Consider the following 25,960-nt stretch of genomic DNA (forward strand, 5'->3'; position numbering starts at 1 on the left):
AGAGGGAAACGTGTGGACTATATAAGAGATCCTCAGTTAATTGAATCAAAGAGCTTTACGATCATTCAAGGAATAATTGATCAAGATTTTCCTGACTTTGTTTACTCTTGCCCAGAGGAGGAAATGATTATAAAACGCGTCATTCATACGAGTGCTGATTTTGACTATTTAAAAAGTCTCGTTTTTACCAATGATGTTATCAAAGAGCTGAAAGATTTTTTCTTAACAGGAAACGGGACAATTTTTACTGACACAACAATGGCGTTAAGTGGAATAAATAAGCGTGTATTAGACAAGTTAACTATTCGTTATGAATGTTACATAGCCGATCCTAAAATATCTGAGCAGGCTAAAAGCAAAGGAATGACTCGTTCAATGGCAGGAATCGAACACGCCGCAAAAAAAGACGGGCCAAAACTATTTGTTATCGGGAATGCACCAACAGCCATTTTTAAATTATTAGAGCTCATCGAAAAAGGAGAGTTAGATGCCGCGGCGGTAATTGGTGTTCCTGTTGGTTTTGTCGGTGCTGCTGAATCAAAGGAGGCATTATTTGAAAGTGATGTTCCAGCGATAGTAGCTAGAGGACGAAAAGGTGGCAGTAATGTTGCGGCTGCCATTATCAATGCCCTATTGTATCAGTTAGTAGAAAGGGAAAACTAATGGAGGAGTTTGTCTTTTATAACGGGAAAAAGTTACGTAAGGGCTATACGACAGGATCATGTGCAACTGCGGCAGCAAGTGCAGCAGCCTATTTTCTTTTTCATGATAAAGCTTACGAAGAAATCAAAATTGAGCTTCCAAATAAAGAAAAGATAATGATTCCAATTCATTCCATAGAAATGAAGAAGGATAGCTGTCAAGCGTTTGTTGTGAAAGATGGCGGGGATGATGTGGATGCTACTGATGGCATGCTCATTGGTGTAGAAGTCACTCGTAATACGACCAATCAACTAATCATTGATGGGGGAGTAGGGATCGGTCGAGTAACAGAAATTGGATTGCAATTACCTGTTGGTGAAGCCGCAATTAACTCGGTTCCAAGAAGGATGATTGAAAGATCAGTACGAAAAATAATTGGCTCGAACACTGGAGCAAAAATCACTGTTTTTGCCCCAGAGGGAGAAGAGATTGCAAAACAAACGATGAATCGTCGGTTAGGTATTAAAGGTGGAATTTCAATTTTAGGTACGACAGGTATTGTCACTCCTATGTCTGAAGAAGGCTGGAAACAATCAATCTCCCTAGAATTAGAGATGAAAAAAAGTCAAGGGTATAACTCTGTAATCTTATGTCCAGGTAATTATGGTGAAACCTTTGCTTTAAAGACATTAAAGCTAAATGAAGCACGCATTGTATCTATGAGTAATTTTGTCGGATACGTATTAAAGGAAATACAACGACTAAAATTTGAAAAAGTACTGATGGTTGGACATCTAGGGAAATTGATCAAAGTTTCTGCGGGAATCTTTTCAACACATAGCAGGGATGCCGATGCACGAGCAGAAATTTTAGTGGCCAATCTTGCGCTATTAGGGATGCCTGTGACTCAGCTGCAACAAATTGAACAATGTTTAACGACTGAGGCGGCTGGAGAAATTATTGCTCAAGCAGGGTATGAGGCAGTTTATCAAATTATTGCACAAAAAGTGAAAAAACGTTCTGAAGGACTATTAAAATATCGTAAACCTGAACCATCCATTGAAGTCGTTTTATTTTCTTCTCAACGAGGATACTTAGCGTCAACCAAATCATTAGAACTGTTGAAGGAGGAATGGAAATGATCACTGTCGTCGGAATTGGTCCGGGCGGAACGCAAGATTACCTCTTTAACAAAGCTCAATCTGCAATTGAGGCAGCAGACCAAATTATTGGAAGCAAACGGCAATTGAAGCTTGTTCCGATTAATAAAAAGAAAAATTGTCAGTTACTCCCAAGTAAATTAGAGGATCTATTGATACTTTTAAATGATTACCAAGAGGACAATCTCGTGCTATTGGCTTCGGGAGATCCACTAACTTACGGAATTGGAAAATGGCTGATTCAGCGATTTCCAGCAGAAAAATTAACAATTCTTCCCGGAATTAGTTCTTTACAGTACTTGTTCAATCGCATAGATATTCCCATGGAAGATTGCTTAATTACTAGCAGTCATGGCAGAATCCCTGACTATTCGATGATTTTCAACTTACCTAAAGTCGGAATTGTAACCGATAAAACAATAGGACCTTATCAATTAGCCCAGGAATCAATAAAGTATCCTAAACACTCAATCTTCTATATAGGTGAGAATCTTAGTTATACCGATGAAAAAATCAGATGCTACAAGGCTTCTGATGTGCCAGATGAAGACTATCAAATGAATGCAGTGGTGATAATTAATGAAGGATGATTGTTTCATTCGCGGAAGTGTTCCAATGACAAAAGAAGAGATACGAACAGTTAGTTTAGCAAAGTTACAGTTGGGAGAAGCAGAGACCTTTTTAGATATAGGCACAGGAACAGGCACAATGGCGATTGAAGCTGCTTATTCATACCCTAACTTAAAGGTTACGACAATTGATTCAAATCAAGCTGCTCTTGATATATTGAAGAAAAATCAAAATAAATTTCAACTGACTAATATAAAGCGTGTCCTAGGGAAGGCTCCTATTAATTTAACTGAGAGATTCGATGCTATTTTTGTTGGTGGAACAGGAGGAAACTTGTCGGAAATTTTAGAATGGAGTTTTCGACGACTACAAACGGGAGGACGTTTAGTACTAAATTTTATTTTAATCGAACACGCGATCGAAGCGACTAAGTGGCTGGAGAACAATAATCATTTATATCAAGCCATTCAGCTGCAAGTCGGTCATTATACGAAATTAGGTCAAGGCCATTATTTTAAAGGGCAAAACCCAGTGATTATTATTGAATCGAGAAAAGAGGGATAACCATATGGCAAAAGTACATTTCGTGGGTGCCGGACCAGGAGATCCGGAATTGATTACATTTAAAGGATACCAGTTGCTTAAATCAGCCGACTGTGTCATTTATGCAGGTTCATTAGTAAATCCGGAGCTTCTAAATTATTGTTCCTCCGATTGTCAACTATTCAATAGTGCCACCATGAACTTAACGGAGATTATTGATGAAATGGAACGAGGTGTAAAGGCGAATAAAGAAGTTGTCCGATTGCAAACGGGAGATTTTTCCATCTATGGATCAATTCGAGAGCAAATCGAAGAATTAAAAAAACGCAAAATTGAATTTACTTGTACGCCAGGTGTTAGTTCATTTTTAGGTGCGGCGTCAAGTTTAGGTGTAGAATATACCGTTCCAGAAATTTCTCAAAGTGTAATTATCACACGAATGGCGGGAAGGACGCCTGTGCCAGAAAGAGAGAGTTTACGTTCTTTTGCGCAACATCAAACTTCAATGGTCATTTTTCTCTCGATTCAAGGGATAGAGAGAGTAGTTGAGGAGCTGCTTGCTGGGGGCTATCAAATGAAAACCCCTGTAGCAGTTATTTATAAAGCGACCTGGCCCGAAGAAAAGAAAATTTATGGCACATTAGAAAATATTACCAAAAAAATTGAAGAGACAGATATTACGAAAACGGCGTTGATTATGGTGGGGGATTTCTTAGGAAATGAGTTTTATTACTCTAAACTCTATGATGCATCATTTGCGCATGAATATCGAAATGAGAAAAGCGATGAATAAGCGAGCAATTATAGCCATCACTTCATCGGGAATTAAATTAGCTCGAGAATTACGGGATAGTTGGGATAAAAGTGCGCCTATTTTTGTACCTGAGAATAAAGCTGAAACGGATCTATTGGTTCTTCCTACAGGGAAAGTTTTATCAGGTATTCACGCTCTTTTTTCACAATACGAGGCACTGATTTGCATCATGGCAACGGGAATTGTAGTTCGCAGCGTTGCTGGTGTGTTAGAGGACAAGCGAAAAGATCCTGCAGTAATAGTTATTGATGAGAAAGGCAGACATACAATCAGCCTATTATCTGGGCATATTGGAGGAGGGAATCAACTGACCCTTGAAATTGCCGAAAAATTAAATAGCTGTCCAGTAATAACTACAGCGACAGATGTGCAAGAAGTAACGGCTTTGGATTTACTGAGTAAAGAAATTAATGGCTGGTATGACAATTTTGAGGAGACAACAAAAAAAGTTAACGGCCTTCTAGCCGACCATCAAAAGGTAGGCTTAATACAACATGAAGAATGGAGCAAAGATTTTCGAGGGTTAACTCTAATTGAGGCTAGTGACTCAGTGGACGACTTTCAAGCTGTACTGCTTATTTCAGATAAAAAGGAGCAACTTTTTTCTGAAAAAATTATTCAAGTAGTTCCTCGAAGATATGTATTAGGGATTGGGGCAAGAAAAGCACTTGCTTTTCCAATTATTAAGCAAGAGTATCTTAATTTTTGTGAATTAAACAATGTTCATTATCGAAGTATAAAAGAAATTGTCAGTATTGAATTGAAAAAAAGTGAAGCAGGCATATGCCAACTGGCCGAATGGCTTAACGTACCGTTTACAACTTATACTTCAAAAGAATTATCAGCTGTTTCAAAAAAATATGCTCAATCAGATTTCGTAAAAAAAATAACTGGTGTAGGTAGTGTGAGTTTGGCAGCAGCAGATTTAGCAAGTAATGGACAAGTGGTGACGAAACGTTATGCCGGCCAAGGCGTCACCTTTGCATTGGGAAGGAATGAGGACGACACATGTTGTACGTGGTGGGATTAGGGCCAGGTGAAAAAGGAAAGATGTCGCTTGAAGCGATGGAGGTCATCCGTAAAGTAGAAGTAATTGTGGGGTACACCACATATGTCCGATTAATTCACGAATTAGTCAGTGGAAAAAAAATAATCAGTACCGGAATGAAACAAGAAATCGATCGATGTAAAAAAGCGATTGAGGTAGCAAAAGAAGGAAAAAATGTTGCTGTAATTTCAAGTGGTGATGCAGGTGTGTATGGGATGGCAGGTTTGATCTTAGAACTTTTAAGTCAAACGAATGATGAAATTAATGTCAAAATTGTTCCAGGAATTACCGCTAGTATTGCAGGTGCAGCGTTATTAGGCGCTCCTTTAATGAATGACTTTTGTCATATCAGTCTTAGCGATTTGATGACGCCTTGGGAAATGATTGAAAAACGACTGCATGCTGCCGCTAGTGCGGATTTTGTCATTTGTTTATACAACCCTAGAAGTAAAGGTAGACCTAATCATTTAACCAAGGCATTAGAGATCATTCAACAATACAAACCAAAAGAGACCATTCTTGGATTAGCGAAAGATATTGGACGAAAAAAAGAAAAGACAATTCTTACAACAATTGCACAATTAGATGAAACAATGGTGGATATGACAACCGTTGTTTTAGTAGGAAACAAGGAAACCTATATTCACAATGAACGGATGATCACTCCCCGAGGGTACCAATTATGATTTTACTTTTGGGAGGTACCTCTGATAGCCAAAATATTGCAAAAGCATTCAATAAGAATGATATAAACTTCTATCTGTCCGTCGTTTCAGATTATGGTGAAAGTCTTGCAAAATCCGTTGCGGAAAATATTATTAAAGGCCGTTTAACTAAAGCAGAGATGGTGGAATTTATTCAAAATCATCAAGTAAATAAAATTGTTGATGCAACACATCCATTTGCAGAGGAAGTTTCGAAAAATGCGATCTCTGCTTGTGAAGCAACAGCCACTCCTTATTTTCGTTTTGAGCGTCCTTCATTTAGTGCTGAGGGAGTACTCGAGGTAGACTCAGTAAAAGAGGCTTGCCAGAAGGCTCAAGAATATTCAGGAAACATTTATTTAACGACAGGAAGTAAAACGTTAGGAGAGTTTTTAAAATATCTACCTAAAAAGGCGATAATTGCCAGAGTATTACCAACAACCGAAGTCATGAATGCTATTGAAAAGTTGGGATTAACAACTAGTCAAGTAGAAGCAATAAAGGGACCCTTTTCTAGAACGTTGAATCGTGAATTATTACTTCACAATAAAGCGGGCGTGATGATTACAAAAGAAAGTGGCAACGCAGGTGGTTTTCTAGAAAAAGTCGAGGCCTGTCATGATTTGAATATTCCGTGTATTGTGCTGAGACGTAAAAAGATAAACTATCCGAATAAGCTTTCAACTATTGAAGAGCTTGTTCATCAAGTAAAGGAGTAATGAAATGGTCGGAAAAATTTCATTAGTTGGTGCGGGACTAGGAGATCCAGAGTTGCTAACGGTCAAAGGATTAAGAAAAATAGAACAGGCAGATGTGATTGTATATGATCGCTTGATCAATCCTGCGATTTTAAATGCCTGTAAAATTGCTTGTGAGAAGATTTACGTTGGCAAAAAGCCAAACTATCATCCAGTTCCACAAGATAAGATTGAGGAGATCATGATTGAAAAAGCGAAGTTGGACCTTAATGTCGTCCGACTTAAAAGCGGAGATCCTTATGTTTTTGGTCGTGGTGGTGAAGAGGGGGCATCTCTAAAGAAAGCTGGAATTCCGTTTGAGACGATTCCTGGGATTACCTCATCTATTGGTGGGCTCGCTTATGCTGGAATTCCAATTACACACAGAGATTTAGCTGCAAGTTTCCATGTCTATACAGGACATCTAAATAAATCAGATCAACAAGTGGATTGGAAAACAGCTGCGGCGGCAGACGGAACATTGGTTTTTTTGATGGGGATGTCTAGTTTACAAGAAATTACAAATCAACTGATAAGTCATGGGAGGGATGAAACGACTCCAGCAGCAGTGATTCAGTGGGCAAGTCGCAAACAACAGAAAACAGTAACAGGTACACTTGCGACAATTTTTGAACAAGCTCAAAATGCAAAGCTGGAACCACCGAGTTTAATTGTGATTGGGAACGTTGTAAACCGCCGACAAGACTTGAATTTTTTCGAAGAGCGTCCACTATTTTCATTAAGTATTACAGTCCCCTATTCAAAAAAAAGAAATATGACAAATCGTTTATCAGATTTAGGGGCAGAAATTGTTGAACTGCCAGCAAGTAGTATTCAAATATTTGATGAAAAAATGGAATTTTCTGAGCCTAAAAATATCGTTTTTACAGATCAACTTAGTATTGAGATGTTCATTCGAGCCATGAAAATAAGTGGTATCGATTGGCGTAATTTGATGGATTGGCGCTTTGTCACAGTAGGCCATCATACGGGGGCAGCTTTGAAAAGAATAGGGATTCGTCCGGATCATGAGTTTAAAGGTATACCACAGTGTTTGCAAGAGTTTCAAGTTACTTCTAATACACTATTTTTAGGAGATTCCTTTGAGATAGCGCGTCTGAATGAACAAAGAATTCCAGGCAAAAAGGTGATAAGTCATGAGGAAAAAATTACAGCAGAGATACCTAAGCTGTGGCAAGAAACAGATTTTATGTACTTTCCTAATTCAAAATCCGCTCGATTATTTTTAACGGCTTTGTCTACGGAAGAATTAGCGATTGTTCGGAAGAAAAAAGTTGTAGTGATGGGAAATAAGACAAAAGCGATTTTTGAAGACTACCATCTTCCAGTAATTGTGACAAATGAGCCTAGTTATAAAAGTGTGATCGATAAATTAATAGAGGAGATGTAGCAATGAAGCCTGCATTAGTGGCCGTAAGCTTTGGTACAAGTTATCCAGAAACGAGAAAAAAAACGATTGAGGCTGTAGAGAAAAAACTAAGTCAAACGTATCCGAGTTGTGATGTTTTTCGAGCTTTTACTTCTAATAAAGTAATCAAAAAAATCAAAGAACAAGAAAAGACAACCATTTTGACAGTAGATCAACAAATGCAACAATTAATTGATAAAGGTTACGAAGAGGTATATGTTCAACCACTACACATCATTCCTGGAAGTGAATATTCTAAAGCACTTCACCAAGCAATGAGATACAAGAATGACTTTAAAAAATTAGAAGTTGGGCGACCGTTATTAAGTGGTATAGAAGATTATCAAAAGGTTATTGCCTGGTTGGATTTATTAGCGAAGAATCTTGATGAAGACGAGGCTTTGGTTCTTATGGGGCATGGAAGTCAACATTCCTCCTTCACAGTTTATGCCTGTTTAGATCATATGTTAATGGAAAAACCTATTTTTGTTTGCGCAGTGGAAAGCTATCCTGAAATCTCTTCATTGATTGAGCGACTGAAAAAAAGCAGCTATAAAAAAATCAAGTTATATCCGTTAATGCTAGTAGCAGGAGATCACGCAACAAATGATATGGCTTCTGATGACGAAAATTCTTGGAAATCTCAATTAGAACGAGCTGGATTTCATGTTGAGACATTTCTTAAGGGAATGGGTGAAGCAACTGAAATTCAGGAACTGTTTATTGAACATGCGGCGATGATAATGAAAGGAAAATCTAATGGCTAAATTCTACGGTGTTGGTACTGGCCCTGGCGCATCGGATTTATTGACAATTCGCGGGAAAGAAGTCATTGAACGGGTGGATTGTCTTTACACTCCAGAACCCAAAAAAGGAGGAAAGAGTCTTGCTTTACAAATCGTGACTCCTTATGTAAGAGAAAGAACGATAATTAAGCAACGATACTTTCCAATGGTTAAAGATTGGGATGAAAAGCAAAAGGCTTGGAATGAAATTGCTAAAGAAATTATTAATGATGTTAAAAGTGGTTTAAATGTCGCCTTTATTACACTTGGAGATCCAATGGTTTATAGCACATACAGTTATTTATTGGAACGAATAGCAGATCACGTTGAAACAGAAACAATACCAGGAATTTCATCTTTTAGCCAAATTTCAAATCACTTACAGATTCCTCTAGTCATTGATGAAGAAAGTTACGCCGTATTACCAGCAACAGCAGAAGAAACAACTCTACAAATGGCTTTAGAGCAACTTTCAACAGTAGTATTGATGAAAGTGTCCATTGCCTTACCTAAAGTATTAAAAATCTTAACAAGATTGGATCTTTTGGAACAAACAATACTAGTCAGCGATTCTTCAATGGAATCAGAAAAAATAGTAATTGGTCTAAGCGAGTTGAATCCAGAAGATGATTTATCATATTTCAGCACGATGATTGTTTACAAAAACAGAACGTTGAAAGGATGAAAAAAATGAAGTGGAACCGTAAAACGATGGAAAGACTATTTCTTGCAGTGCTTCTCATGATTTTAATATGGCCTCAAAAGGCTCATGCTATGCATATTATGGAGGGATTCTTACCGCTAGGGTGGTGTTTGTTCTGGTATGCGGCGTTCATTCCCTTTTTTATCTACGGTTTGATCAGCATTCGAAGAACTGTCTCAGATAATCCACAAAACAAAGTTCTGTTAGCTTTTAGCGGGGCATTTATTTTTATCCTATCGGCATTAAAAATCCCTTCAGTAACCGGCTCTACCTCGCATCCGACAGGAGTCGGTATTGGAACGGCTCTATTTGGCCCCGGAGTAATCAGTGTACTTGGCACGATTTGTCTACTTTTTCAAGCCTTACTTCTTGCGCACGGTGGCATAACAACTTTGGGGGCTAATGCTTTTTCAATGGCGGTAGTAGGTCCTTTCGTAGGCTATGGTGTTTATCTTATTCTAAAAAAAATCAATGTTTCACATTCAATCAGTCTATTTTTATGTGCATTCATCGCTGATTTAGCAACTTATTTTACCACGTCGCTCCAATTGGGTCTTGTTTTTCCAGATCCTTCTTCAGGTGTTGTAGGAGCAATTATGAAATTTGTAGGAGTCTTCATGTTAACACAGATTCCAATAGCTATTGCCGAAGGTCTATTAACAGTTGTTGCCTACAATTTGATTTCAGCAAATTTTCCTTTTCAAGAGGGAGGTATTTTGAATAATGGAAAAAAATAAATCTAAAACGAGTTTGAATATTATTCTTTTGGTAGCGGTTGCCATATTAATGATCGGAGCTCTATTAATCAATAAAAATGGAGAATTTGGCGGTTCTGATGGGGAAGCAGAATCGGTTATCACAGAAATTGATCCAAATTATACCCCATGGTTTGATTCGCTATTGGAGCCGAAAAGTGGTGAGATTGAAAGCTTGTTATTTACTCTGCAGGGGAGCTTAGGCGTAGGAATCATTACCTATATTTTAGGGTATTACAAAGGAAAAAAGAAAAATGCTGTTAATTGATAAAATTGCTTACGAAAACAGAATGATTGAGATTTCTCCCACATCAAAAAGTATTTTGTATTTATTTTTACTGATTACCTGTTTTTTAACTCGGCCAATCGTTCAAGGAGGATTAAGTATCGTTATTGGAGCAATTACTATCTATGTTACTAAGATAACTCTAAAAAGGTACCTTAAATGGTTACTTGTTCCCGCTCCTTTTTTAGTGATAAGTATTTTGACTGTTTTATTTTCGTTTAGTTCAAGTTCAAAAGGATTCGTTTTCGAAATCCCATTGTTTAATCACTTTTTAGGAGTAACGCATTCTTCACTTTTAATAGGATTAAAACTTTTCTTCCGATCTTTTAGTTGTTTAGTTTGTACGTATTTCTTTATTCTCACTGTCCCTTTTAGTCAATTGTTAATAGTAATGAAAAGAGCGCACTTTCCAGCGCTGTTAATTGAATTGACGATGCTTATGTATCGATTTATTTTCATTTTTGCGAATGAATTTTTAGTTATTAAGCGAGCACAAGACATGCGGTTTGGATTCAAGGGATTGAAAAACAGCTATCAATCATTGGGCGTTTTGATAAAGATGTTGTTCTTCCAGACATTTGATCGTTTTAACAAAATGATTTTGTCCTTGGAAATGAAATTTTTTGACGGTGACTTTCCACTGTAATACTCAAAATGAAAGAAGGAACCAAAATGTTTAAAGTAACCGATTTATGTATCAGTTACGAAAATCAAACAGATGTATTGCATCATCTTTCTCTGAATTTTAGCGATCATAAAGCTGTAGGGGTTTTAGGTGCAAATGGTTCTGGAAAATCGACTTTATTTGCGGCAATTGTTGGTCTGTTGCGTCCGAATCAAGGTGAGATTATCTATGAGAATCGTCCATTAAATTATAATAAATCAGCATTATATCAATATCGTCAAGAAGTTGGGATTGTATTTCAGGAACCTGAACATCAAATCTTTTACTCTATCGTAGAGGATGATGTGTCTTTTGCTTTGAAAAACCTTGGGATTAAGCAGGCTCAGATAGAAAGTAGAATGAAGGAAGTTTTTTCGCTGCTGAATATTGAACATTTAAAGAAGAAACCTGTTCAGTACTTGAGCTACGGTCAAAAGAAGAAAGTAGCGATTGCAAGTGTCCTGATGCTTAAAACAAAGTGGCTACTGCTAGACGAACCGACTTCGGGACTAGATCCGGCTGGAAAGCAGCAAATGATAGAAATTATTTCTCAACTAATACAGCAAGGAACCAGAATCATTTTATCTAGTCATGACATGGATTTAATGTACGAGGTTTGCGATTACCTATATGTGATTGATAAAGGAACAATTATTCAAGAGGGAAATTCTGATCAAGTTTTTTTAGATGGAGAATTATTAAAGCAGGCTGGTCTGGAGCAACCTTGGTTAGTAAAAGTACATCAGCAACTAGGGTTTCCACTTGTCAAAAATCAACAAGAATTCATGCAGATAAAACTTGAAGGCGAGGTGAAATAATGGGTAAAAGTTTAATGATTCAAGGGACGGCCTCTGATTCTGGCAAGAGTATTTTGGTTGCTGGCTTGTGTAGAATCTTTCATCAAGATGGATTAAAGGTGATGCCATTTAAATCTCAAAATATGGCGCTTAACTCTTACATTACTCTACAAGGCAAAGAAATGGGACGTGCACAAGTTTTCCAAGCAGAAGCAGCCGGAGTTGAACCAGATGTACGAATGAATCCTGTCTTATTGAAACCAACTTCAGATCGTAAATCACAAGTTATTTTCAAGGGTAAAGTTCTCTGTGATATGGATGCAGTTGAATATCATGAATACAAACCACGACTAATCGAGAAAATTTCTGACTTATATCAAGAGTTAGTAAGGGAAAATGATGTGATTGTGCTTGAAGGCGCCGGTAGTCCTGCCGAAATCAATTTAAATAGTCGTGATATCGCTAATATGGGCATGGCTAAAATTGCGGATGCCCCTGTTCTTTTAGTGGCAGATATTGACAAAGGTGGTGTTTTTGCTTCTATTTACGGAACAGTTCATTTATTAGAACCAGAAGATAGAGCAAGGATTAAAGGGATCATTATTAATAAATTTCGCGGGGACATTGCCTTGTTAGATCCTGGACTAAAAATGATCGAGGATTTAACAGATATTCCGGTGGTAGGAGTTATTCCTTATGCGCAATTAAATATTGAAGATGAAGATAGTGTTGCTTTATCAAAAGTAAATCGTTCATACAACACTCAAAAAGAATTAGATATTGCAGTAATCGGACTATCTAAAATGTCTAATTTTACAGATTTTAAGAGCTTAGAAAGTGAACCAGATGTCTCTGTTCGATATGTTTTTCCTGGAGATAAGTTGGGCAACCCTGACATAGTTATTTTGCCGGGAAGTAAAAATACTCTTGAGGATTGTTTGTACTTGAAGGAATCAGGATTAGCAAAAGAAATACAACGTGTTCGTACGGAAGGTAAGATGATTTTCGGTATTTGTGGCGGGTTTCAATTATTAGGGAAGATGCTGCATGACCCTCAGCAAATTGAGTCTACTCATGGTAGTCTCCAAGGACTTGGATTGTTAGATACAGAGACTTATTTTGAATCCAAAAAAACGACCACTAGAGTAGAGGCCAAAATTGGAGAAACAATAATTAACGGCTACGAAATTCATATGGGCAGAACAGAAAATTATGAACAGCAGTACTTCGCCCACGTTTTCTCTGAAAATGGTAAGAAGACTTCAAAATATGATGGCGCTATCAGCTCGGATAAGCTTGTTGTCGGAACGTATCTTCATGGAGTATTTGATAATACTGCTTGGAGACGTTCACTGTTGAATCAAGCTCGAGAAGTGAAAGGATTACAAGCAATCAAGGAAATTGCTGTACCTTACGATGAGTATAAGAATCAACAGTATGACAGATTAGCAGATTTGATTCGCGAAAATGTAGATTTAGAAAAAATTTATCAAATTATTAGTCAGGAGGAGGTGTCCGTATGAGTATTTATACGCGATACGGAGATCAAGGCTTTACTCGGCTAGTTGGTGGTGGCAGGGCAAAAAAGAATGCTCCTCGTGTTCAGACATATGGGGCTATTGATACGCTGAATGCTCAAGTTGGATTGACGATTGCGGGCTTAGAGAAAGAAGATTTATTATATGCTGAACTAGTCCAAGTTCAACAATGGATTTTTGATTGTGGTAGCGATTTTGCCACTCCTGAGGAAAAACGTCCATACAAAGTTGAAGCAAAACTAATCAAATGGCTTGAAGAGAAGATTGATTTATATTGGAGTAAATTGCCAAAGATTAATCAATTTATTTTGCCGGGAGGAACTGTTGCAGCCGCAAATTTACATCTTTGTCGTTGTTTCACTCGCGAGGCTGAGCGGAATGCTGTAGATTTATTCGAGCATCAGGAAGCTGTAAACATGGAGGCGTTGAAATTTTTGAACCGTTTGTCTGATTACTTTTTTGTATTGGCTCGATGGGTCAATAATCAGGCTGGGCAATCAGAAATTTTTTATGAAAATAGTGTCTCTGTGTTTAATAGAAAAAAATGATTCAGAAAAGAGCTATCTGAATGAAAGAAGGATGAGAATGAAGAAGCTGAAAGTAGGAACGCGAGGTAGTAAGTTAGCGACGACACAAACAAAACAAGCTCTAGCTATTTTTAAAAAGTATAACCCGAATGTAGAGGTAGAACTTGTAAAGATCAAAACAAAAGGGGATCATTTGGCTACCCACAACTTGCAAGCGATTGGTGGGCAGGGCTGTTTTGTTAGAGAATTGGAATATCAACTTCGTGTTGGAAATATTGATTTTGCTATACATAGTTTGAAGGATATTCCTACGACGATACATGATGAACTGATTCTCGCTTGTGTGATGAAGCGTCATTCACCAACGGATGCTCTTATTATCAAGGAAGTCGGATATACCTTGAACTCTTTGCCTAGAAATGCCGTCGTTGGTACAAGCAGTCTACGCAGAAAGGCACAGCTATTACATGCTCGTCCAGATTTTAACATTCAACCAATAAGAGGAAATATAGATACTAGAATTCGCAAAATGAATGAGGGTCAATATGATGCCATTGTGTTGGCCTTAGCAGGATTAGAAAGACTGGGCTTGGATCAAAGTGTTTATCACCAAGAACTTTCGCCTAAAATTATGCTGCCAGCCATTGGACAAGGGGCCATAGCTTTGGAATGTCGCAAAGATAACAAAGAAGTACTAACCATGCTCAAAAAAATGGAGCACAAAGAAACAGCTATAGCAGTAACAGCAGAGCGAGCTTTTTTAAATAGCATGGACGGCAGTTGTACTTTTCCTGTAGGAGCCTACAGCCTTCCAAAAGCCAACACGTATGAATTAACAGGAATGATCGGTAGTGAAAATGGGGAAATTATTCTAAAAGAAACGATGCAGGGGAATGATCCAGTAATTTTGGGGAAAGCTGTAGCGGACAAAATGATCCAGCAAGGTGCAATTTCATTGATTGAGGAGTGTAAAAACGATCAAAAAGAAACTTTTATACACTAGAGAATCACCGATGCCAGAAGCTATTCGACAAAAATTTGCGCAAGAAGATACTGAAATAATTTCTATTCCATTGAATAGAACAATACCTTTGCCTCATCAGCGTCTAGAGAAAAACTATGAGTGGATTTTTTTTACCAGTGCGAACGCAGTAAAGTATTTTGATTTTGCTCAACTAAACAAACAAGCTAAAGTGCTCGCGATTGGCAATCAGACAAAAAAAGTGCTGAATGAGTTAAATGTTAATGTAGACTTTCAACCAAAAGAGGGATTTTCAGAAGGTCTAGTTGAAGAATGGCTTAGCTTGGTGAAGACAAAGCAACGTGTTTTTTGGCCTCATTCATTTAATGCCAGACGTGTAATTTATAATGCATTAACAAATCGAGGGCATATCGTATTCGAACAGGTAACTTATAAAAATGAATTTTTAGTAAGGGATCAAGAACGCTTGAAAGAGTTATTGTTGAGTGAAACACTTGATTATGTTCTATTTGCTAGTCCTTCAGCATGGAATTCTTTTTCAAAGATAATTAAGGATTTTCAACAATTACCGGATAATTTTTGGAAGCGTATAAAAATTGCTGCTATTGGACCTGTGACGGCGAAAGTTATAGAAATGGAACATCATTCTGTTAACGTCCAACCCCAAATATATGATATGCAGCATTTATATGAGTGTCTATTGCAATACATTAAGGAAAGAGGGTGAGAAAGCCGTGCCAGCAAGCAAATATCGTGATTTATCTATTATTCCTATTTCCGGTGAAAAAAAATTAGTGATCGCTTGTGATTCAACTGCGGGTATAGGCGAGAAGCAACAAGATCTCGTTGAGATTGATCCGGCAATTACAGCAGCATATTGTTTACGCGTTCCTTTGATGGAATTGTTTTGTTTTGGAGCAGAACCAATAGCTGTGATTGATTTGGTCGGTAATGAGTATGAAACAACTGGGAATCGTATGCTCAAAGGGATCAAAAAGGAATTAGAAAAAGCAGATCTTACCCATTTACCGCTAAATGGAAGTACGGAGGAAAACATAGAGACAAAAACTACGAGTCTAGGAATTACAGTTATTGCTGAGACGACTTCAGAAAAAGAAACGTTCAGAATGAGTGAAGCCTGCAGTCTTTTACAACTAGGGCAACCCTTTGTTGGAGAAATGGTAAGAATAAATACTCAAAATATCTTTTCTTACCCTTTAGTAAAAGCACTTAAGGCAGAACGTGGTGTTTTAGACATGCTTCCTGTGGGGTCAAAGGGAATTCGTTTCGAGGCCGAACTAATGACTGAAGTATCAGATTTTTATGTAGAATTTATAGAAGAAAAAGAGCTTGATTGTTCTGCCGGACCAGCAACAGTCGTATTGCTGGCTGTAAGATCGAAAGATGAAATAGATATCTTAACTCGCTACCCTGAATTAAAGAAAATCGGTGAATTCATAAAGGAGTGAACGATTGTGGGAGAAATTACGCTAGTGACCGGTGGCGCGCGGAGTGGAAAGTCAGCTTTTGCCGAAAGTTTGCTTGATACAAAAGCAAACGTCAACTACATTGCTACGAACTGTATAGCACAGGACGAGGAAATGAGAATTCGTATTCTACACCATAAAAAAAGACGGTCTAAAAATTGGTCAACTAGCGAAACTTATTTGAATGTTGCCGATGTCATTGAAGAAAAGACTGTTTCGGCTCATTTGCTTGATTGTGCGACGATGTTAACTACGAATTTCTTCTTTCACTTAATGAAGGAACAATTTGGTGAAGATTATGAAGTCATTGATAAAGAAATTGCTAGGCTTTCTGAAAAAGAGAAGGAAGATATTGAAGCAAAACTTTTAATTCAATGGGAAAAAATTCTAGTCGCAGCAAAACATAGTTCCTCGCATCTAATTGTGGTAACTAATGAAGTTGGCTTAGGCATTGTACCAGAAAATTCTTTTTCTCGTTGGTTTAGAGATGTTTTAGGGCATGTCAATCAAATCTTAGGAAAGGAAGCGGATAAGGCATACTTAGTGATAGCCGGTATTCCCATGAAGATCAAATGATAGATAGCATAATTCTCTATTTTCAATTTTTTACTCGAATACCTATACCTGTAGTAATTGACGAGCCTGAAATGAAAATGCGTTCTGGGGTTCGTTTTTTTTCGCTGTTCGGATTAATGCTTGGATTTCTTGAAGCAATAGTCTATTGGGGAATTCAGCACTTTTTTGGAGCAAGTATTTCATGGATTATTATCCTTTTTTTCGATGTTATGCTGACAGGTGGTTTTCACTTAGATGCCCTATCAGATATGGCAGATGGACTTTTTTCATCACGACAAAAAGAGCGGATGCTTGAGATCATGAAAGACAGCAGAGTAGGAAGTAATGGCGTCTTAGCCATTGTTTTTTATTATTTATTTTTGTTATTCAGTTTTTTTACACTAGTGCCACACCTTCAATATACACAGCAAGCAGTCATTGTTTTGCTGTTGAATCTTATTGGAAAAAATAGCATCAGTCTTCTATTTTATCAAATGAGCTATACGGGAAGTAACACAGAAGGATTAGGAACAACCTTTCTAAATGTAAAAAATCATGAAATAGGCTTATGTCAACTCTTGTCTTTCTTAACATTGGTTCTTTTTTTAGGAAAGGTTGGTATTGTCTGTTATGTGACAACTGTACTAATGACTTTTTTTTATCGTAAGTTGGTGATAAGTAAAGTTGGCGGCTTCAACGGAGACACACTGGGAGCTTCTTCCCCAATTTCACAATGCGTGTATATGCTAACACTGGTCTTAATGCGAGGATTCTTATGAAAATATATTTAATGCGGCATGGAGAAACAGAATTTAATCGACGTCATTTGTTTTATGGAAAAACAGATATATCATTGAACGATCAAGGAATTGAACAAGCGAAATTACTAGCAAAAAAGTTCGAAAGAATGAATAATAATTTGAATGTTTATACGAGTACGTTAAGGCGAACAATCGAAACGGCACAAATAGTTTTTCCAGATAAGAAAATCCTTTCTTTAAGGAATTTAAACGAGAAGGATTTTGGCATATGGGAAGGAATGTCAGCGGACCAAATTAATTCAGCTTTTCCTCTTGAATGGGAGCAATGGTTATCGTCACCCTTTGAATATACACCTAAAAATGCTGAAAAATTTTCGGATTTTCAACGGCGTGTGTTGACTATTTTTGAAATATTGTTGAACCAAAAGAAAGACTTCGCTATTGTTGGACATCTTGGCGTACTACGGACTATTTTAATGGAATACTTTCCAGAGTTTGACTTTTGGGAAATAAATGTGGATCAGGGAAATTATTCATTGATAGAAGTAGAAAACGGTACTTTCACTTTTATAAAATGGAATATATGAGTATGATTGAAGATCGTTTCTTTGCGAACGGTCTTTTTTTATCAAAAAATTCTTAAAAAAAACAATATATCCAGAAACGAATAGAATTTTAATATAAACTGAGTGAAGAATAATTGAATGGTCATCAATCTAGTTGAAGTTTAGAATTATTTGACTTCTTTGGTGTTGCAGAGAGGATTTTAGTATGAAAATTTTCAAACGTGTTATCTTAATTGTGTTAGGAATTTTGCTTGTTTTTGAGTGCTATCTCATTTTTTCATTTTTGCAGGGATATGAATCAACAAAACATGCCCAATCAAAACAAACAATTGCCTTTAATGGAGAAGAAGCCCCTGATCAAAATGATTTAAACATCTTGATTATAGGGACAGATTCTCGTGGAGAAGATCGTGGACGTTCTGACTCACTAATGATTGCCCACTATGATCAAAAGAAGGAACAACCTAAGTTGGTTTCAATCATGAGAGATAGTTATGTAGATATTCCTGATCATGGCAAGGATAAAATAAATGCAGCATATTCATATGGTGGAATTGAATTAGTGAGAAAAACATTAAAGGAAAATTTTGATATACCAATTGAGTATTACGTCACGATTGATTTCGATCATTTTAAGGATGCAATTGATAGTTTATTTCCAAAAGGGGTAACTATAGATGCAGAAAAGGATTTAGATTTGGATCAAGTCTATATTAAATCCGGAAAACAAAAAATGGATGGCAATACTTTGTTGCAATATTCTCGCTTCCGTGAGGATGAAGAAGGCGATTTTGGTCGTATTCGTAGACAGCAGCAAGTTCTATCCGCTATTTCTCAACAAGTTACAAGCGTAACTTCATTAAGTAAATTACCGCAAACTACTGGAAAATTATTAGGCTATGTTGACACAAATTTACCTGAAAGTACGATTTTGAGTGTTGGAAAAGACTTTGCTCTTGGAAACACTAAAAAAGTCGAAACACTATCTATTCCAATCGATAAGTCGTGGGAGTTTAATAATGACACGCCTAGTGGAAGTGTGTTGGAAATTGATTCTGAGGTAAATGCGAAAGCGATTAATAAATTTCTGACGGAGTAAGCTTTTTACAATCGGAGGCTGTGACATAAGTCTCAAAAAAAAGCACTAGAAACGACGTAAAAACGTCCTTTTCTAGTGCTTTTTGGGTAAAATAAAAGAGTACGGTAGCACCCGTACTCTAAATCATTCAATCCCCGAAAGGATCAAAATCATGCATACAAATTATAACATGAATCAACTCACTTTAGATATCACAACTTCTTATATTCCAAAAAAAGACAGCACTGCTTGGTTTATTAATGAACTCGTTGAATCTCTTGAAATCACGGATTCCTATCTTTTTGGTCGTCCCCGGAACTATGATTTGAGTGCGATGTTAAAACTGGTTCTTTTTGCCTATACCCGTAGTGTGTTTAGCAGTCGGAAAATTGAACAGTTGGCAGAAGAAAGCCTACCGGCTCGTTGGTTGACCCAAGAACAGATGCCTACCTATCGAACCATTGCCCGCTTTCGTGTTTCCAATGAGTTAGAAACATTGATCGAAAAAGGGTTGGATTCGTTGGTCCATTATTTAAGAGAGCGACAATTGATTAATGATTCGATTTTTATCGATGGAACGAAGCTCCTCGCAGATGCCAATAAATACAGTTTTGTTTGGAAAAAGACCACGCTCAACTATGACAAAATGAATCGTGAGCAGATCGTCTCTTTGATGTCTGAACTGAAAGAGGCACATTTAGCGAGTCACGTTCCTGAAGGAACCTCACTCACATTAGATATGATAGATGAAGTACTGACGAGGTTGGAAATACGGCTAGAAGAATTGGAACAAGAAGTACTTGAAACCAGAAAGGTTTCACCAAATCCAGCCAAACAGCAGCGCCGTTTATTAAAAGCACAAACACGAAAACTAAATGAACGGCGTGAAAAAATGGTCGATCATCAACAGCGCTTAGTTATTTGTGGTGCCCGCAATAGCTATTCAAAAACAGATAACGATGCCACATTTATGCGTGTCAAAGAAGATCCTATGCGCAATGGGCAATTAAAACCTGCGTTCAATCTTCAAATAGCCACCAGTAATCAGTTCATTTTGGGTTATGATGTCTATCAAAATCCAACGGATACCAAAACCTTTCCCACGTTTATAAAAAAATTGAACGTGGCGAATCGCCTCCCAATGCATATTGTCGCGGATGCAGGGTATGGTTCAGAACAAAATTATCGGTACCTTGAAGATGAACTACCGAACCACACTGCATTGATCCCTTACTCAACGATGTTGAAAGAACAGAGTAAGAAGTGGCAATCGGACGAACGAAAAGTGATGAATTGGACGTACAACGAACAAGAGGATTATTATCTTGATCCAAAAGGTGTTCGTTTTAATTTCAATGCGTACAGAACAGAGACGGATAAAGTCGATGGGTTTGTCCGAGATTTTAAAGAATACAAAGCAGAGAAATACACAGAAAACAAAGAAGTGATTCAAGAAGCGTTGACCCAAGGGGGAAATACACGCATCATTAAGGTCAATCCTTCGTTAGAATATTTTAAAGCCAAACAACGCACCTTGCTTTCAGAACCTGAAAATGGAAAAATCTACGCACAAAGAAAAATTGACGTAGAACCTGTTTTTGGATGGATGAAGGCTTGTTTGCATTTCACTCGGTACCATGTTCGAGGCATGGAAAAGGTGAAAAAGGAAACGGGCATCCTTATCATGGCATTGAATATGAGAAAGTTAGCGGCAATGAAACGGCTGGGCACCTTGGGTACATAGAAATTGGCGTCCATAAATCATTTACTGATTTATGGACGCCAATTTTTTCCTATTAAAGACTATGACTTATGTCACGGCCTCTTATTCATTATTAAATCCTATAGTTCACTAATAAAAACACTAATTATGATAGAATACTTCTGTTACTATTTAATAGAAGAAAGAGGAATACAATGACACAATCAACTTCAGCTTATATTCACATTCCTTTTTGTGAACACATCTGTTATTACTGTGATTTCAATAAGGTTTTTCTTGAAGGTCAGCCTGTAGATGAATATATTGACGCTTTATTAAAGGAAGCGCGTTTCACCCTTGAACAAAATCCAATCGATAATATGAAGACACTCTACATTGGAGGTGGAACACCAACTTCATTGAACGCTCTACAGCTAGATCGATTATTAAGTGGCTTGCGAGAAATACTCCCATATACAGAAGGTGAATTCACAATTGAAGCAAACCCCGGTGATCTTTCCGCTGATAAATTGGATGTAATGAAAAATTATGAGGTTAATCGAGTGTCGATGGGTGTTCAAACCTTTGATGATCGTTTATTAAAAAAAATAGGCCGTAAACATACAGCACAGGATGTCTATCAAACCATTCAATTGTTAGAGGAAAAAGAGTTTCAGAATGTGACAATTGATCTAATCTATGCTCTGCCAGGCCAAAGTTTGGAAAGTTTTCGGGATACTGTGACCCGCGCGTTGGAATTAGATTTACCACATTACGCATTGTACTCATTAATTTTAGAAAACCAGACAATGTTTATGAATTGGGTACGGCGCGGAAAAATGCATCTGCCGGAGCAAGAATTAGAAGCACAAATGTATGCGGAAACGATTGAAGCGATGGAAAAAGCAGGGCGAAAGCAATATGAAATCAGTAATTTTGCCAAACCAGGATTTGAAAGTCAACACAATCTTGTATATTGGAACAATCAGAATTATTTTGGGCTTGGTGCAGGTGCCAGCGGGTATATTGGAAATCGGCGCTATAAAAATCGCGGACCTATTCAGCATTATTTGAGATCATTGAATGAAGAAAAATTACCAGTGCTTGAAGAAGAACAGGTCTCTCTTTATGAGCAGATTGAAGAAGAGATGTTTTTAGGCTTAAGAAAAATTTTAGGTGTAGAAAAGGCTGTTTTTTTCGAGCGTTTCGGCCATAGTATGTCAGAGATTTATGGTGAAGTTATTAACGATTTGAAGGAGCAAAACCTTTTAGTAGAGACGGATTCACGCGTCTTTTTAACACGACAAGGCTTATTTAGAGGAAATGACGTTTTCGAGAAGTTTTTATTGAGCAAACCCAATTAGCACTCTCGCATATCGAGTGCTAATTTTTTGTATTTTTTTCTTGACTTATAAAGCAGATGTGGTATATTAATAATCGAGTTAGCACTTAAAAAGAAAGAGTGCTAACTAAAGGATGAGAAGAATGTTAACGGAAAGACAGAAACTGATTCTCAGCTTAATCATCCAAGACTTTACCAACACAGGGCAGCCGGTTGGATCAAAAAGTTTGATGGAAGAAGGCGTAAAAGCAAGTTCCGCGACTATCCGAAATGATATGAAAGCTTTAGAAGAATTGGGTCTACTAGAAAAAACTCATTCTTCTTCTGGAAGAATTCCTTCTGCATTAGGCTATCGTTATTATGTGGATCATTTACTGACGCCAGCAAAGGTGAGTAATCAAGAAGTAGATCAGATACGCAGATCGTTAAAGAAAGATATCCATGAAATTGATGATATCATTCAACAATCTGCCAAAATACTTTCACAAGTTACAAGCTATACGGCGTTTTCGTTAGGTCCTGAAATGAAAGATCGAACATTGACTGGTTTCAGAATCGTTCCATTGAATGACCGGCAGATTTTGGCGATCATCGTTACGGATAAGGGGAATGTTGAAAGCCAAGTTTTTCGCATACCTGAAAATGTTGATAGTCAAGACTTGGAAAAAATGGTTCGAATAATTAACGATCGTTTAGTTGGACAGCCTTTGGTAAGTGTTTATCAAAAGTTGAGAACCGAAATTCCAATGATCTTACATCGTTATTTCCAAACAACTGAAGGAATTAGTCATCTATTTGATGTGGTATTGAATGATGCTTTTGAGGACAAAGTGTTTGTGAGTGGGCGGATGAATATTTTGAATTTTAATCCAGACCAAGATCTCAGCCACGTGAAGTCGATGTATTCCTTGATGCAGAATTCTGATGAGCTGACCCAACTATTATTACCTTCTGATAATAATATTCATGTCCGGATCGGAACTGAAATGGGGAATGACTTGTTTGATCATCTAAGCATGATTCAGGCTAATTATGAAATACGTGGTCATGGTCGAGGAACCATTGCATTGTTAGGACCTACGTCCATGCCATATTCCAAAATTTTCGGTTTATTGGAAGTATTCCGATACGAGTTGACAAATGCATTGGACGATTATTATCGTTCTTTGGATTTATATCACTAGAAACGATTCCTAAAAAGAAAGGGAGTAGGCGTAGTGGCAGAAGAAAAGAAACAAGAAGTTGAAGAAGAATTAGATGAAGTTGAAACAACTGAAAATGATTCGAACGAAAAAGAAGCGGAAGAGATAGATATTCCTGAAGTTTCTGAAGTTGAGGAACTAACAAGCAAGTTTAACGAAATGGAAGACAAATTCCTAAGAGCTCGTGCTGAAATTGCGAATATGTCTAACCGCAACAAAAACGAACGCGAACAATTAGTTCGATATCGTTCACAAGATCTCGGGAAAAAATTATTACCTGCGATCGATAATTTAGAGAGAGCCCTAGCAACTGAAGTTACGGATGATCAAGGAGCAAGCTTAAAAAAAGGTGTTGAAATGGTTCTTGAAAGTTTAACAGTTGCTTTAAAAGAAGAAGGCATTACGGAAATCGAAGCTGAAGGTAAAGCTTTTGATCCAAATCTGCATCAGGCAGTCCAAACTGTTCCTGCGGAGGGTGATGTTGAACCTGATACGGTTGTTAATGTTTTGCAAAAAGGGTATCAGCTACATGATCGCGTGTTGCGTCCAGCAATGGTGATCGTAGCACAATAAATATAGAGACTACTAAATTAAACATATAATAGAAAAGGAGATTTTCAATTATGAGTAAAATTATTGGTATTGACTTAGGTACTACAAATTCAGCAGTTGCTGTTTTAGAAGGCGGAGAAGCTAAAATCATCACTAATCCTGAGGGAAATCGTACAACACCTTCAGTCGTTTCATTTAAAAATGGTGAAATTCAAGTTGGTGAAGTAGCGAAACGTCAAGCAGTAACAAACCCAAACACGATTTCTTCAATTAAACGTCATATGGGTGAAGCTGGCTATAAAGTAGAAGCAGACGGAAAATCTTATACACCACAAGAAATTTCTGCAATGGTTCTACAATACATTAAAGGTTTTGCTGAAGACTATTTAGGTGAAAAAGTTGAAAAAGCAGTTATCACTGTTCCAGCTTATTTCAATGATTCACAACGTCAAGCAACAAAAGATGCTGGTAAAATTGCTGGATTAGAAGTTGAACGTATCGTCAACGAACCAACTGCAGCAGCTTTAGCATATGGGTTAGATAAAACAGATAAAGACGAAAAAATCCTAGTATTTGACCTTGGTGGTGGTACTTTCGACGTATCTATCCTAGAATTAGGCGATGGCGTCTTTGATGTATTGTCAACTGCTGGTGATAACAGTCTAGGTGGGGATGACTTTGATAACAAGATCATTGATTATTTAGTTGCTGATTTCAAACAAGCAAACGGTATTGATTTATCTAAAGACAAAATGGCAATGCAACGTTTGAAAGATGCTGCTGAAAAAGCTAAAAAAGATTTGTCTGGCGTTAGCTCAACTCAAATTAGCTTACCATTTATCACTGCTGGAGATGCTGGTCCATTGCATTTAGAAACAACTCTTTCACGTGCAAAATTTGACGAAATCACGGCTGATTTAGTAGAACGTACAAAAGCCCCTGTTCGTCAAGCTTTGAAAGATGCTGGATTAAGTCAATCTGATATTGACGAAGTTATTCTAGTTGGTGGTTCTACTCGTATTCCAGCTGTTGTTGAAGCGGTACGTAAAGAAACTGGAAAAGAACCAAACAAATCAGTTAACCCAGATGAAGTTGTAGCTATGGGTGCAGCCATTCAAGGTGGGGTTATCACTGGTGATGTCAAAGACGTAGTATTGCTAGATGTAACACCATTATCATTAGGTATTGAAACTATGGGTGGTGTGTTCACGAAACTAATTGATCGTAACACAACAATCCCAACAAGCAAATCACAAGTATTCTCAACGGCCGCTGACAATCAACCAGCCGTAGACATTCATGTTTTACAAGGTGAACGTCCAATGGCAGCAGACAATAAAACATTAGGTCGTTTCCAATTGACTGATATTCCTGCGGCACCACGTGGAATTCCTCAAATCGAAGTATCCTTCGATATTGATAAAAACGGGATTGTAAATGTTTCTGCGAAAGACTTGGGTACACAAAAGGAACAAAAAATCACAATTAAATCTTCATCAGGTTTATCAGATGATGAAATCGAACGTATGGTGAAAGATGCTGAAGCAAATGCTGATGCAGATAAAGCTCGTAAAGAAGAAGTAGATTTACGTAATGATGTAGATGCTTTGCTATTCTCTGTTGATAAAACATTGAAAGAATTAGAAGGCAAAGTGGATGCTGACGAAGTTAAGAAAGCGGAAGATGCTCGTGACGAATTAAAAGCGGCAGTTGAAGCAAACGATATCGAACAAATGAAGGAAAAACGTGACGCATTGAACGAAATCGTACAAAACTTAACAGTTAAACTTTATGAACAAGCAGCACAACAACAAGCTGAGGCTGATCCAAACGCAGCTCAAGGCGGCGCGGATGATGTCGTGGATGCTGATTTTGAAGAAGTTAACGATGACGACAAATAATTGATTCGTTGATAAAGGCCAAAGTCATCGCTTTGGCCTTTTTTCTTTCAAGATTAGCCATTCCTTTAGAAAAAATCTAAGAAAAGTATCGTATCGAATTTGAGTGTGATACAATACTAACGATTCTATG

General features: G+C 37.5%; 28 protein-coding genes and 1 pseudogene. All 29 read left to right on the forward strand.

The window, feature by feature from the left end; all coding sequences use genetic code 11:
* Positions 1 to 12: 12 nt before the first annotated feature.
* The 29 genes and pseudogenes from J9537_RS06330 (at position 13) to dnaK (ending at position 25,830) form a co-directional block, all read left to right on the forward strand.
* Positions 13 to 663 carry a cobalt-precorrin-8 methylmutase gene (locus tag J9537_RS06330; protein WP_218257134.1) on the forward strand — a complete coding sequence of 217 codons (651 nt, stop codon included), beginning with the start codon at positions 13 to 15 and terminating at the stop codon, positions 661 to 663.
* A complete protein-coding gene (cbiD, locus tag J9537_RS06335; protein ID WP_218257135.1) occupies positions 663 to 1,784 on the forward strand; it encodes a cobalt-precorrin-5B (C(1))-methyltransferase CbiD in 1,122 nt (373 codons plus the stop codon). Before J9537_RS06330 ends, cbiD begins: the two co-directional genes overlap by 1 nt.
* On the forward strand, positions 1,781 to 2,392 hold the full coding sequence (cbiE, locus tag J9537_RS06340; RefSeq protein WP_218257136.1) for a precorrin-6y C5,15-methyltransferase (decarboxylating) subunit CbiE: 612 nt from the start codon (positions 1,781 to 1,783) through the stop codon (positions 2,390 to 2,392). Before cbiD ends, cbiE begins: the two co-directional genes overlap by 4 nt.
* The gene (locus J9537_RS06345) at positions 2,382 to 2,936 is read left to right on the forward strand and encodes a decarboxylating cobalt-precorrin-6B (C(15))-methyltransferase (protein ID WP_218257137.1); all 555 of its coding nucleotides are present in this window, start codon (positions 2,382 to 2,384) and stop codon (positions 2,934 to 2,936) included. The genes cbiE and J9537_RS06345 overlap by 11 nt, the downstream gene beginning before the upstream one ends.
* A 4-nt stretch (positions 2,937 to 2,940) precedes the next feature.
* Positions 2,941 to 3,708, forward strand: a complete 768-nt coding sequence (locus tag J9537_RS06350; RefSeq protein ID WP_218257138.1) for a cobalt-precorrin-4 methyltransferase — start codon at positions 2,941 to 2,943, stop codon at positions 3,706 to 3,708.
* A complete protein-coding gene (locus J9537_RS06355; RefSeq protein ID WP_218257139.1) occupies positions 3,701 to 4,759 on the forward strand; it encodes a cobalt-precorrin 5A hydrolase in 1,059 nt (352 codons plus the stop codon). Before J9537_RS06350 ends, J9537_RS06355 begins: the two co-directional genes overlap by 8 nt.
* A complete protein-coding gene (gene cobJ / locus J9537_RS06360; protein ID WP_218257140.1) occupies positions 4,738 to 5,463 on the forward strand; it encodes a precorrin-3B C(17)-methyltransferase in 726 nt (241 codons plus the stop codon). The genes J9537_RS06355 and cobJ overlap by 22 nt, the downstream gene beginning before the upstream one ends.
* A complete protein-coding gene (cobK, locus tag J9537_RS06365; RefSeq protein ID WP_218257141.1) occupies positions 5,460 to 6,200 on the forward strand; it encodes a precorrin-6A reductase in 741 nt (246 codons plus the stop codon). The genes cobJ and cobK overlap by 4 nt, the downstream gene beginning before the upstream one ends.
* A gap of 4 nt (positions 6,201 to 6,204) precedes the next feature.
* On the forward strand, positions 6,205 to 7,629 hold the full coding sequence (gene cobA, locus J9537_RS06370; RefSeq protein ID WP_218257142.1) for a uroporphyrinogen-III C-methyltransferase: 1,425 nt from the start codon (positions 6,205 to 6,207) through the stop codon (positions 7,627 to 7,629).
* 2 nt (positions 7,630 to 7,631) lie between these two features.
* The gene (locus J9537_RS06375) at positions 7,632 to 8,414 is read left to right on the forward strand and encodes a sirohydrochlorin cobaltochelatase (RefSeq protein ID WP_218257143.1); all 783 of its coding nucleotides are present in this window, start codon (positions 7,632 to 7,634) and stop codon (positions 8,412 to 8,414) included.
* On the forward strand, positions 8,407 to 9,117 hold the full coding sequence (locus J9537_RS06380; protein WP_218257144.1) for a cobalt-factor II C(20)-methyltransferase: 711 nt from the start codon (positions 8,407 to 8,409) through the stop codon (positions 9,115 to 9,117). The genes J9537_RS06375 and J9537_RS06380 overlap by 8 nt, the downstream gene beginning before the upstream one ends.
* Positions 9,114 to 9,872 carry an energy-coupling factor ABC transporter permease gene (locus J9537_RS06385; protein ID WP_425333177.1) on the forward strand — a complete coding sequence of 253 codons (759 nt, stop codon included), beginning with the start codon at positions 9,114 to 9,116 and terminating at the stop codon, positions 9,870 to 9,872. The genes J9537_RS06380 and J9537_RS06385 overlap by 4 nt, the downstream gene beginning before the upstream one ends.
* Positions 9,859 to 10,158 carry an energy-coupling factor ABC transporter substrate-binding protein gene (locus J9537_RS06390; protein ID WP_218257146.1) on the forward strand — a complete coding sequence of 100 codons (300 nt, stop codon included), beginning with the start codon at positions 9,859 to 9,861 and terminating at the stop codon, positions 10,156 to 10,158. The genes J9537_RS06385 and J9537_RS06390 overlap by 14 nt, the downstream gene beginning before the upstream one ends.
* Entirely contained in the window at positions 10,145 to 10,822 is a 678-nt protein-coding gene (gene cbiQ, locus J9537_RS06395; RefSeq protein WP_218257147.1) for a cobalt ECF transporter T component CbiQ, read from the forward strand. Before J9537_RS06390 ends, cbiQ begins: the two co-directional genes overlap by 14 nt.
* 26 nt (positions 10,823 to 10,848) lie before the next feature.
* Entirely contained in the window at positions 10,849 to 11,658 is an 810-nt protein-coding gene (locus J9537_RS06400; protein ID WP_218257148.1) for an ATP-binding cassette domain-containing protein, read from the forward strand.
* Positions 11,658 to 13,160, forward strand: a complete 1,503-nt coding sequence (locus J9537_RS06405; RefSeq protein ID WP_218257149.1) for a cobyric acid synthase — start codon at positions 11,658 to 11,660, stop codon at positions 13,158 to 13,160. The genes J9537_RS06400 and J9537_RS06405 overlap by 1 nt, the downstream gene beginning before the upstream one ends.
* Positions 13,157 to 13,723, forward strand: coding sequence for a cob(I)yrinic acid a,c-diamide adenosyltransferase (locus tag J9537_RS06410; RefSeq protein WP_218257150.1), 567 nt, complete (start codon positions 13,157 to 13,159; stop codon positions 13,721 to 13,723). The genes J9537_RS06405 and J9537_RS06410 overlap by 4 nt, the downstream gene beginning before the upstream one ends.
* Positions 13,724 to 13,760: 37 nt before the next feature.
* The gene (hemC, locus tag J9537_RS06415) at positions 13,761 to 14,705 is read left to right on the forward strand and encodes a hydroxymethylbilane synthase (protein WP_218257151.1); all 945 of its coding nucleotides are present in this window, start codon (positions 13,761 to 13,763) and stop codon (positions 14,703 to 14,705) included.
* 10 nt (positions 14,706 to 14,715) lie between these two features.
* Positions 14,716 to 15,411: a uroporphyrinogen-III synthase gene (locus J9537_RS06420; RefSeq protein ID WP_218257152.1), complete on the forward strand. Its 696-nt coding sequence runs from the start codon at positions 14,716 to 14,718 to the stop codon at positions 15,409 to 15,411.
* Between the two features lie 7 nt (positions 15,412 to 15,418).
* On the forward strand, positions 15,419 to 16,153 hold the full coding sequence (locus tag J9537_RS06425; protein WP_245001302.1) for a hypothetical protein: 735 nt from the start codon (positions 15,419 to 15,421) through the stop codon (positions 16,151 to 16,153).
* Positions 16,154 to 16,159: 6 nt separating this feature from the next.
* Positions 16,160 to 16,747, forward strand: a complete 588-nt coding sequence (gene cobU, locus J9537_RS06430; RefSeq protein WP_218257154.1) for a bifunctional adenosylcobinamide kinase/adenosylcobinamide-phosphate guanylyltransferase — start codon at positions 16,160 to 16,162, stop codon at positions 16,745 to 16,747.
* The gene (gene cobS, locus J9537_RS06435) at positions 16,744 to 17,505 is read left to right on the forward strand and encodes an adenosylcobinamide-GDP ribazoletransferase (RefSeq protein ID WP_218257155.1); all 762 of its coding nucleotides are present in this window, start codon (positions 16,744 to 16,746) and stop codon (positions 17,503 to 17,505) included. Before cobU ends, cobS begins: the two co-directional genes overlap by 4 nt.
* Positions 17,502 to 18,074: a histidine phosphatase family protein gene (locus J9537_RS06440; protein ID WP_218257156.1), complete on the forward strand. Its 573-nt coding sequence runs from the start codon at positions 17,502 to 17,504 to the stop codon at positions 18,072 to 18,074. The genes cobS and J9537_RS06440 overlap by 4 nt, the downstream gene beginning before the upstream one ends.
* A 184-nt stretch (positions 18,075 to 18,258) precedes the next feature.
* Positions 18,259 to 19,152 carry an LCP family protein gene (locus J9537_RS06445; protein ID WP_010744594.1) on the forward strand — a complete coding sequence of 298 codons (894 nt, stop codon included), beginning with the start codon at positions 18,259 to 18,261 and terminating at the stop codon, positions 19,150 to 19,152.
* Between the two features lie 151 nt (positions 19,153 to 19,303).
* Positions 19,304 to 20,848 (forward strand): annotated as a pseudogene (locus J9537_RS06450) (IS1182 family transposase); the annotation flags it as partial.
* Between the two features lie 200 nt (positions 20,849 to 21,048).
* Positions 21,049 to 22,197 carry a radical SAM family heme chaperone HemW gene (hemW, locus tag J9537_RS06455; RefSeq protein ID WP_218257157.1) on the forward strand — a complete coding sequence of 383 codons (1,149 nt, stop codon included), beginning with the start codon at positions 21,049 to 21,051 and terminating at the stop codon, positions 22,195 to 22,197.
* 121 nt (positions 22,198 to 22,318) lie between these two features.
* Positions 22,319 to 23,359 carry a heat-inducible transcriptional repressor HrcA gene (hrcA, locus tag J9537_RS06460; RefSeq protein WP_010744596.1) on the forward strand — a complete coding sequence of 347 codons (1,041 nt, stop codon included), beginning with the start codon at positions 22,319 to 22,321 and terminating at the stop codon, positions 23,357 to 23,359.
* A 33-nt stretch (positions 23,360 to 23,392) separates the two neighbouring features.
* Positions 23,393 to 23,950, forward strand: coding sequence for a nucleotide exchange factor GrpE (gene grpE, locus J9537_RS06465; RefSeq protein ID WP_218257158.1), 558 nt, complete (start codon positions 23,393 to 23,395; stop codon positions 23,948 to 23,950).
* A gap of 50 nt (positions 23,951 to 24,000) precedes the next feature.
* The gene (gene dnaK / locus J9537_RS06470) at positions 24,001 to 25,830 is read left to right on the forward strand and encodes a molecular chaperone DnaK (protein WP_010744598.1); all 1,830 of its coding nucleotides are present in this window, start codon (positions 24,001 to 24,003) and stop codon (positions 25,828 to 25,830) included.
* Positions 25,831 to 25,960: the final 130 nt, after the last annotated feature.

The organism is Enterococcus raffinosus (assembly GCF_019175485.1).
Classification (GTDB): domain Bacteria; phylum Bacillota; class Bacilli; order Lactobacillales; family Enterococcaceae; genus Enterococcus_A; species Enterococcus_A raffinosus.

Bases quoted from the DNA above. Each gene is read 5' to 3' on its own strand.
- cbiD (WP_218257135.1), top strand. From the start codon at position 663: ATGGAGGAGTTTGTCTTTTATAACGGGAAAAAGTTACGTAAGGGCTAT.
- cbiE (WP_218257136.1), top strand. From the start codon at position 1,781: ATGATCACTGTCGTCGGAATTGGTCCGGGCGGAACGCAAGATTACCTC.
- J9537_RS06345 (WP_218257137.1), top strand. From the start codon at position 2,382: ATGAAGGATGATTGTTTCATTCGCGGAAGTGTTCCAATGACAAAAGAA.
- J9537_RS06350 (WP_218257138.1), top strand. From the start codon at position 2,941: ATGGCAAAAGTACATTTCGTGGGTGCCGGACCAGGAGATCCGGAATTG.
- J9537_RS06355 (WP_218257139.1), top strand. From the start codon at position 3,701: ATGAATAAGCGAGCAATTATAGCCATCACTTCATCGGGAATTAAATTA.
- cobJ (WP_218257140.1), top strand. From the start codon at position 4,738: ATGTTGTACGTGGTGGGATTAGGGCCAGGTGAAAAAGGAAAGATGTCG.
- cobK (WP_218257141.1), top strand. From the start codon at position 5,460: ATGATTTTACTTTTGGGAGGTACCTCTGATAGCCAAAATATTGCAAAA.
- cobA (WP_218257142.1), top strand. From the start codon at position 6,205: ATGGTCGGAAAAATTTCATTAGTTGGTGCGGGACTAGGAGATCCAGAG.
- J9537_RS06375 (WP_218257143.1), top strand. From the start codon at position 7,632: ATGAAGCCTGCATTAGTGGCCGTAAGCTTTGGTACAAGTTATCCAGAA.
- J9537_RS06380 (WP_218257144.1), top strand. From the start codon at position 8,407: ATGGCTAAATTCTACGGTGTTGGTACTGGCCCTGGCGCATCGGATTTA.
- J9537_RS06385 (WP_425333177.1), top strand. From the start codon at position 9,114: ATGAAAAAAATGAAGTGGAACCGTAAAACGATGGAAAGACTATTTCTT.
- J9537_RS06390 (WP_218257146.1), top strand. From the start codon at position 9,859: ATGGAAAAAAATAAATCTAAAACGAGTTTGAATATTATTCTTTTGGTA.
- cbiQ (WP_218257147.1), top strand. From the start codon at position 10,145: ATGCTGTTAATTGATAAAATTGCTTACGAAAACAGAATGATTGAGATT.
- J9537_RS06400 (WP_218257148.1), top strand. From the start codon at position 10,849: ATGTTTAAAGTAACCGATTTATGTATCAGTTACGAAAATCAAACAGAT.
- J9537_RS06405 (WP_218257149.1), top strand. From the start codon at position 11,658: ATGGGTAAAAGTTTAATGATTCAAGGGACGGCCTCTGATTCTGGCAAG.
- J9537_RS06410 (WP_218257150.1), top strand. From the start codon at position 13,157: ATGAGTATTTATACGCGATACGGAGATCAAGGCTTTACTCGGCTAGTT.
- hemC (WP_218257151.1), top strand. From the start codon at position 13,761: ATGAAGAAGCTGAAAGTAGGAACGCGAGGTAGTAAGTTAGCGACGACA.
- J9537_RS06420 (WP_218257152.1), top strand. From the start codon at position 14,716: ATGCCAGAAGCTATTCGACAAAAATTTGCGCAAGAAGATACTGAAATA.
- cobS (WP_218257155.1), top strand. From the start codon at position 16,744: ATGATAGATAGCATAATTCTCTATTTTCAATTTTTTACTCGAATACCT.
- J9537_RS06440 (WP_218257156.1), top strand. From the start codon at position 17,502: ATGAAAATATATTTAATGCGGCATGGAGAAACAGAATTTAATCGACGT.
- J9537_RS06445 (WP_010744594.1), top strand. From the start codon at position 18,259: ATGAAAATTTTCAAACGTGTTATCTTAATTGTGTTAGGAATTTTGCTT.
- hemW (WP_218257157.1), top strand. From the start codon at position 21,049: ATGACACAATCAACTTCAGCTTATATTCACATTCCTTTTTGTGAACAC.
- hrcA (WP_010744596.1), top strand. From the start codon at position 22,319: ATGTTAACGGAAAGACAGAAACTGATTCTCAGCTTAATCATCCAAGAC.
- dnaK (WP_010744598.1), top strand. From the start codon at position 24,001: ATGAGTAAAATTATTGGTATTGACTTAGGTACTACAAATTCAGCAGTT.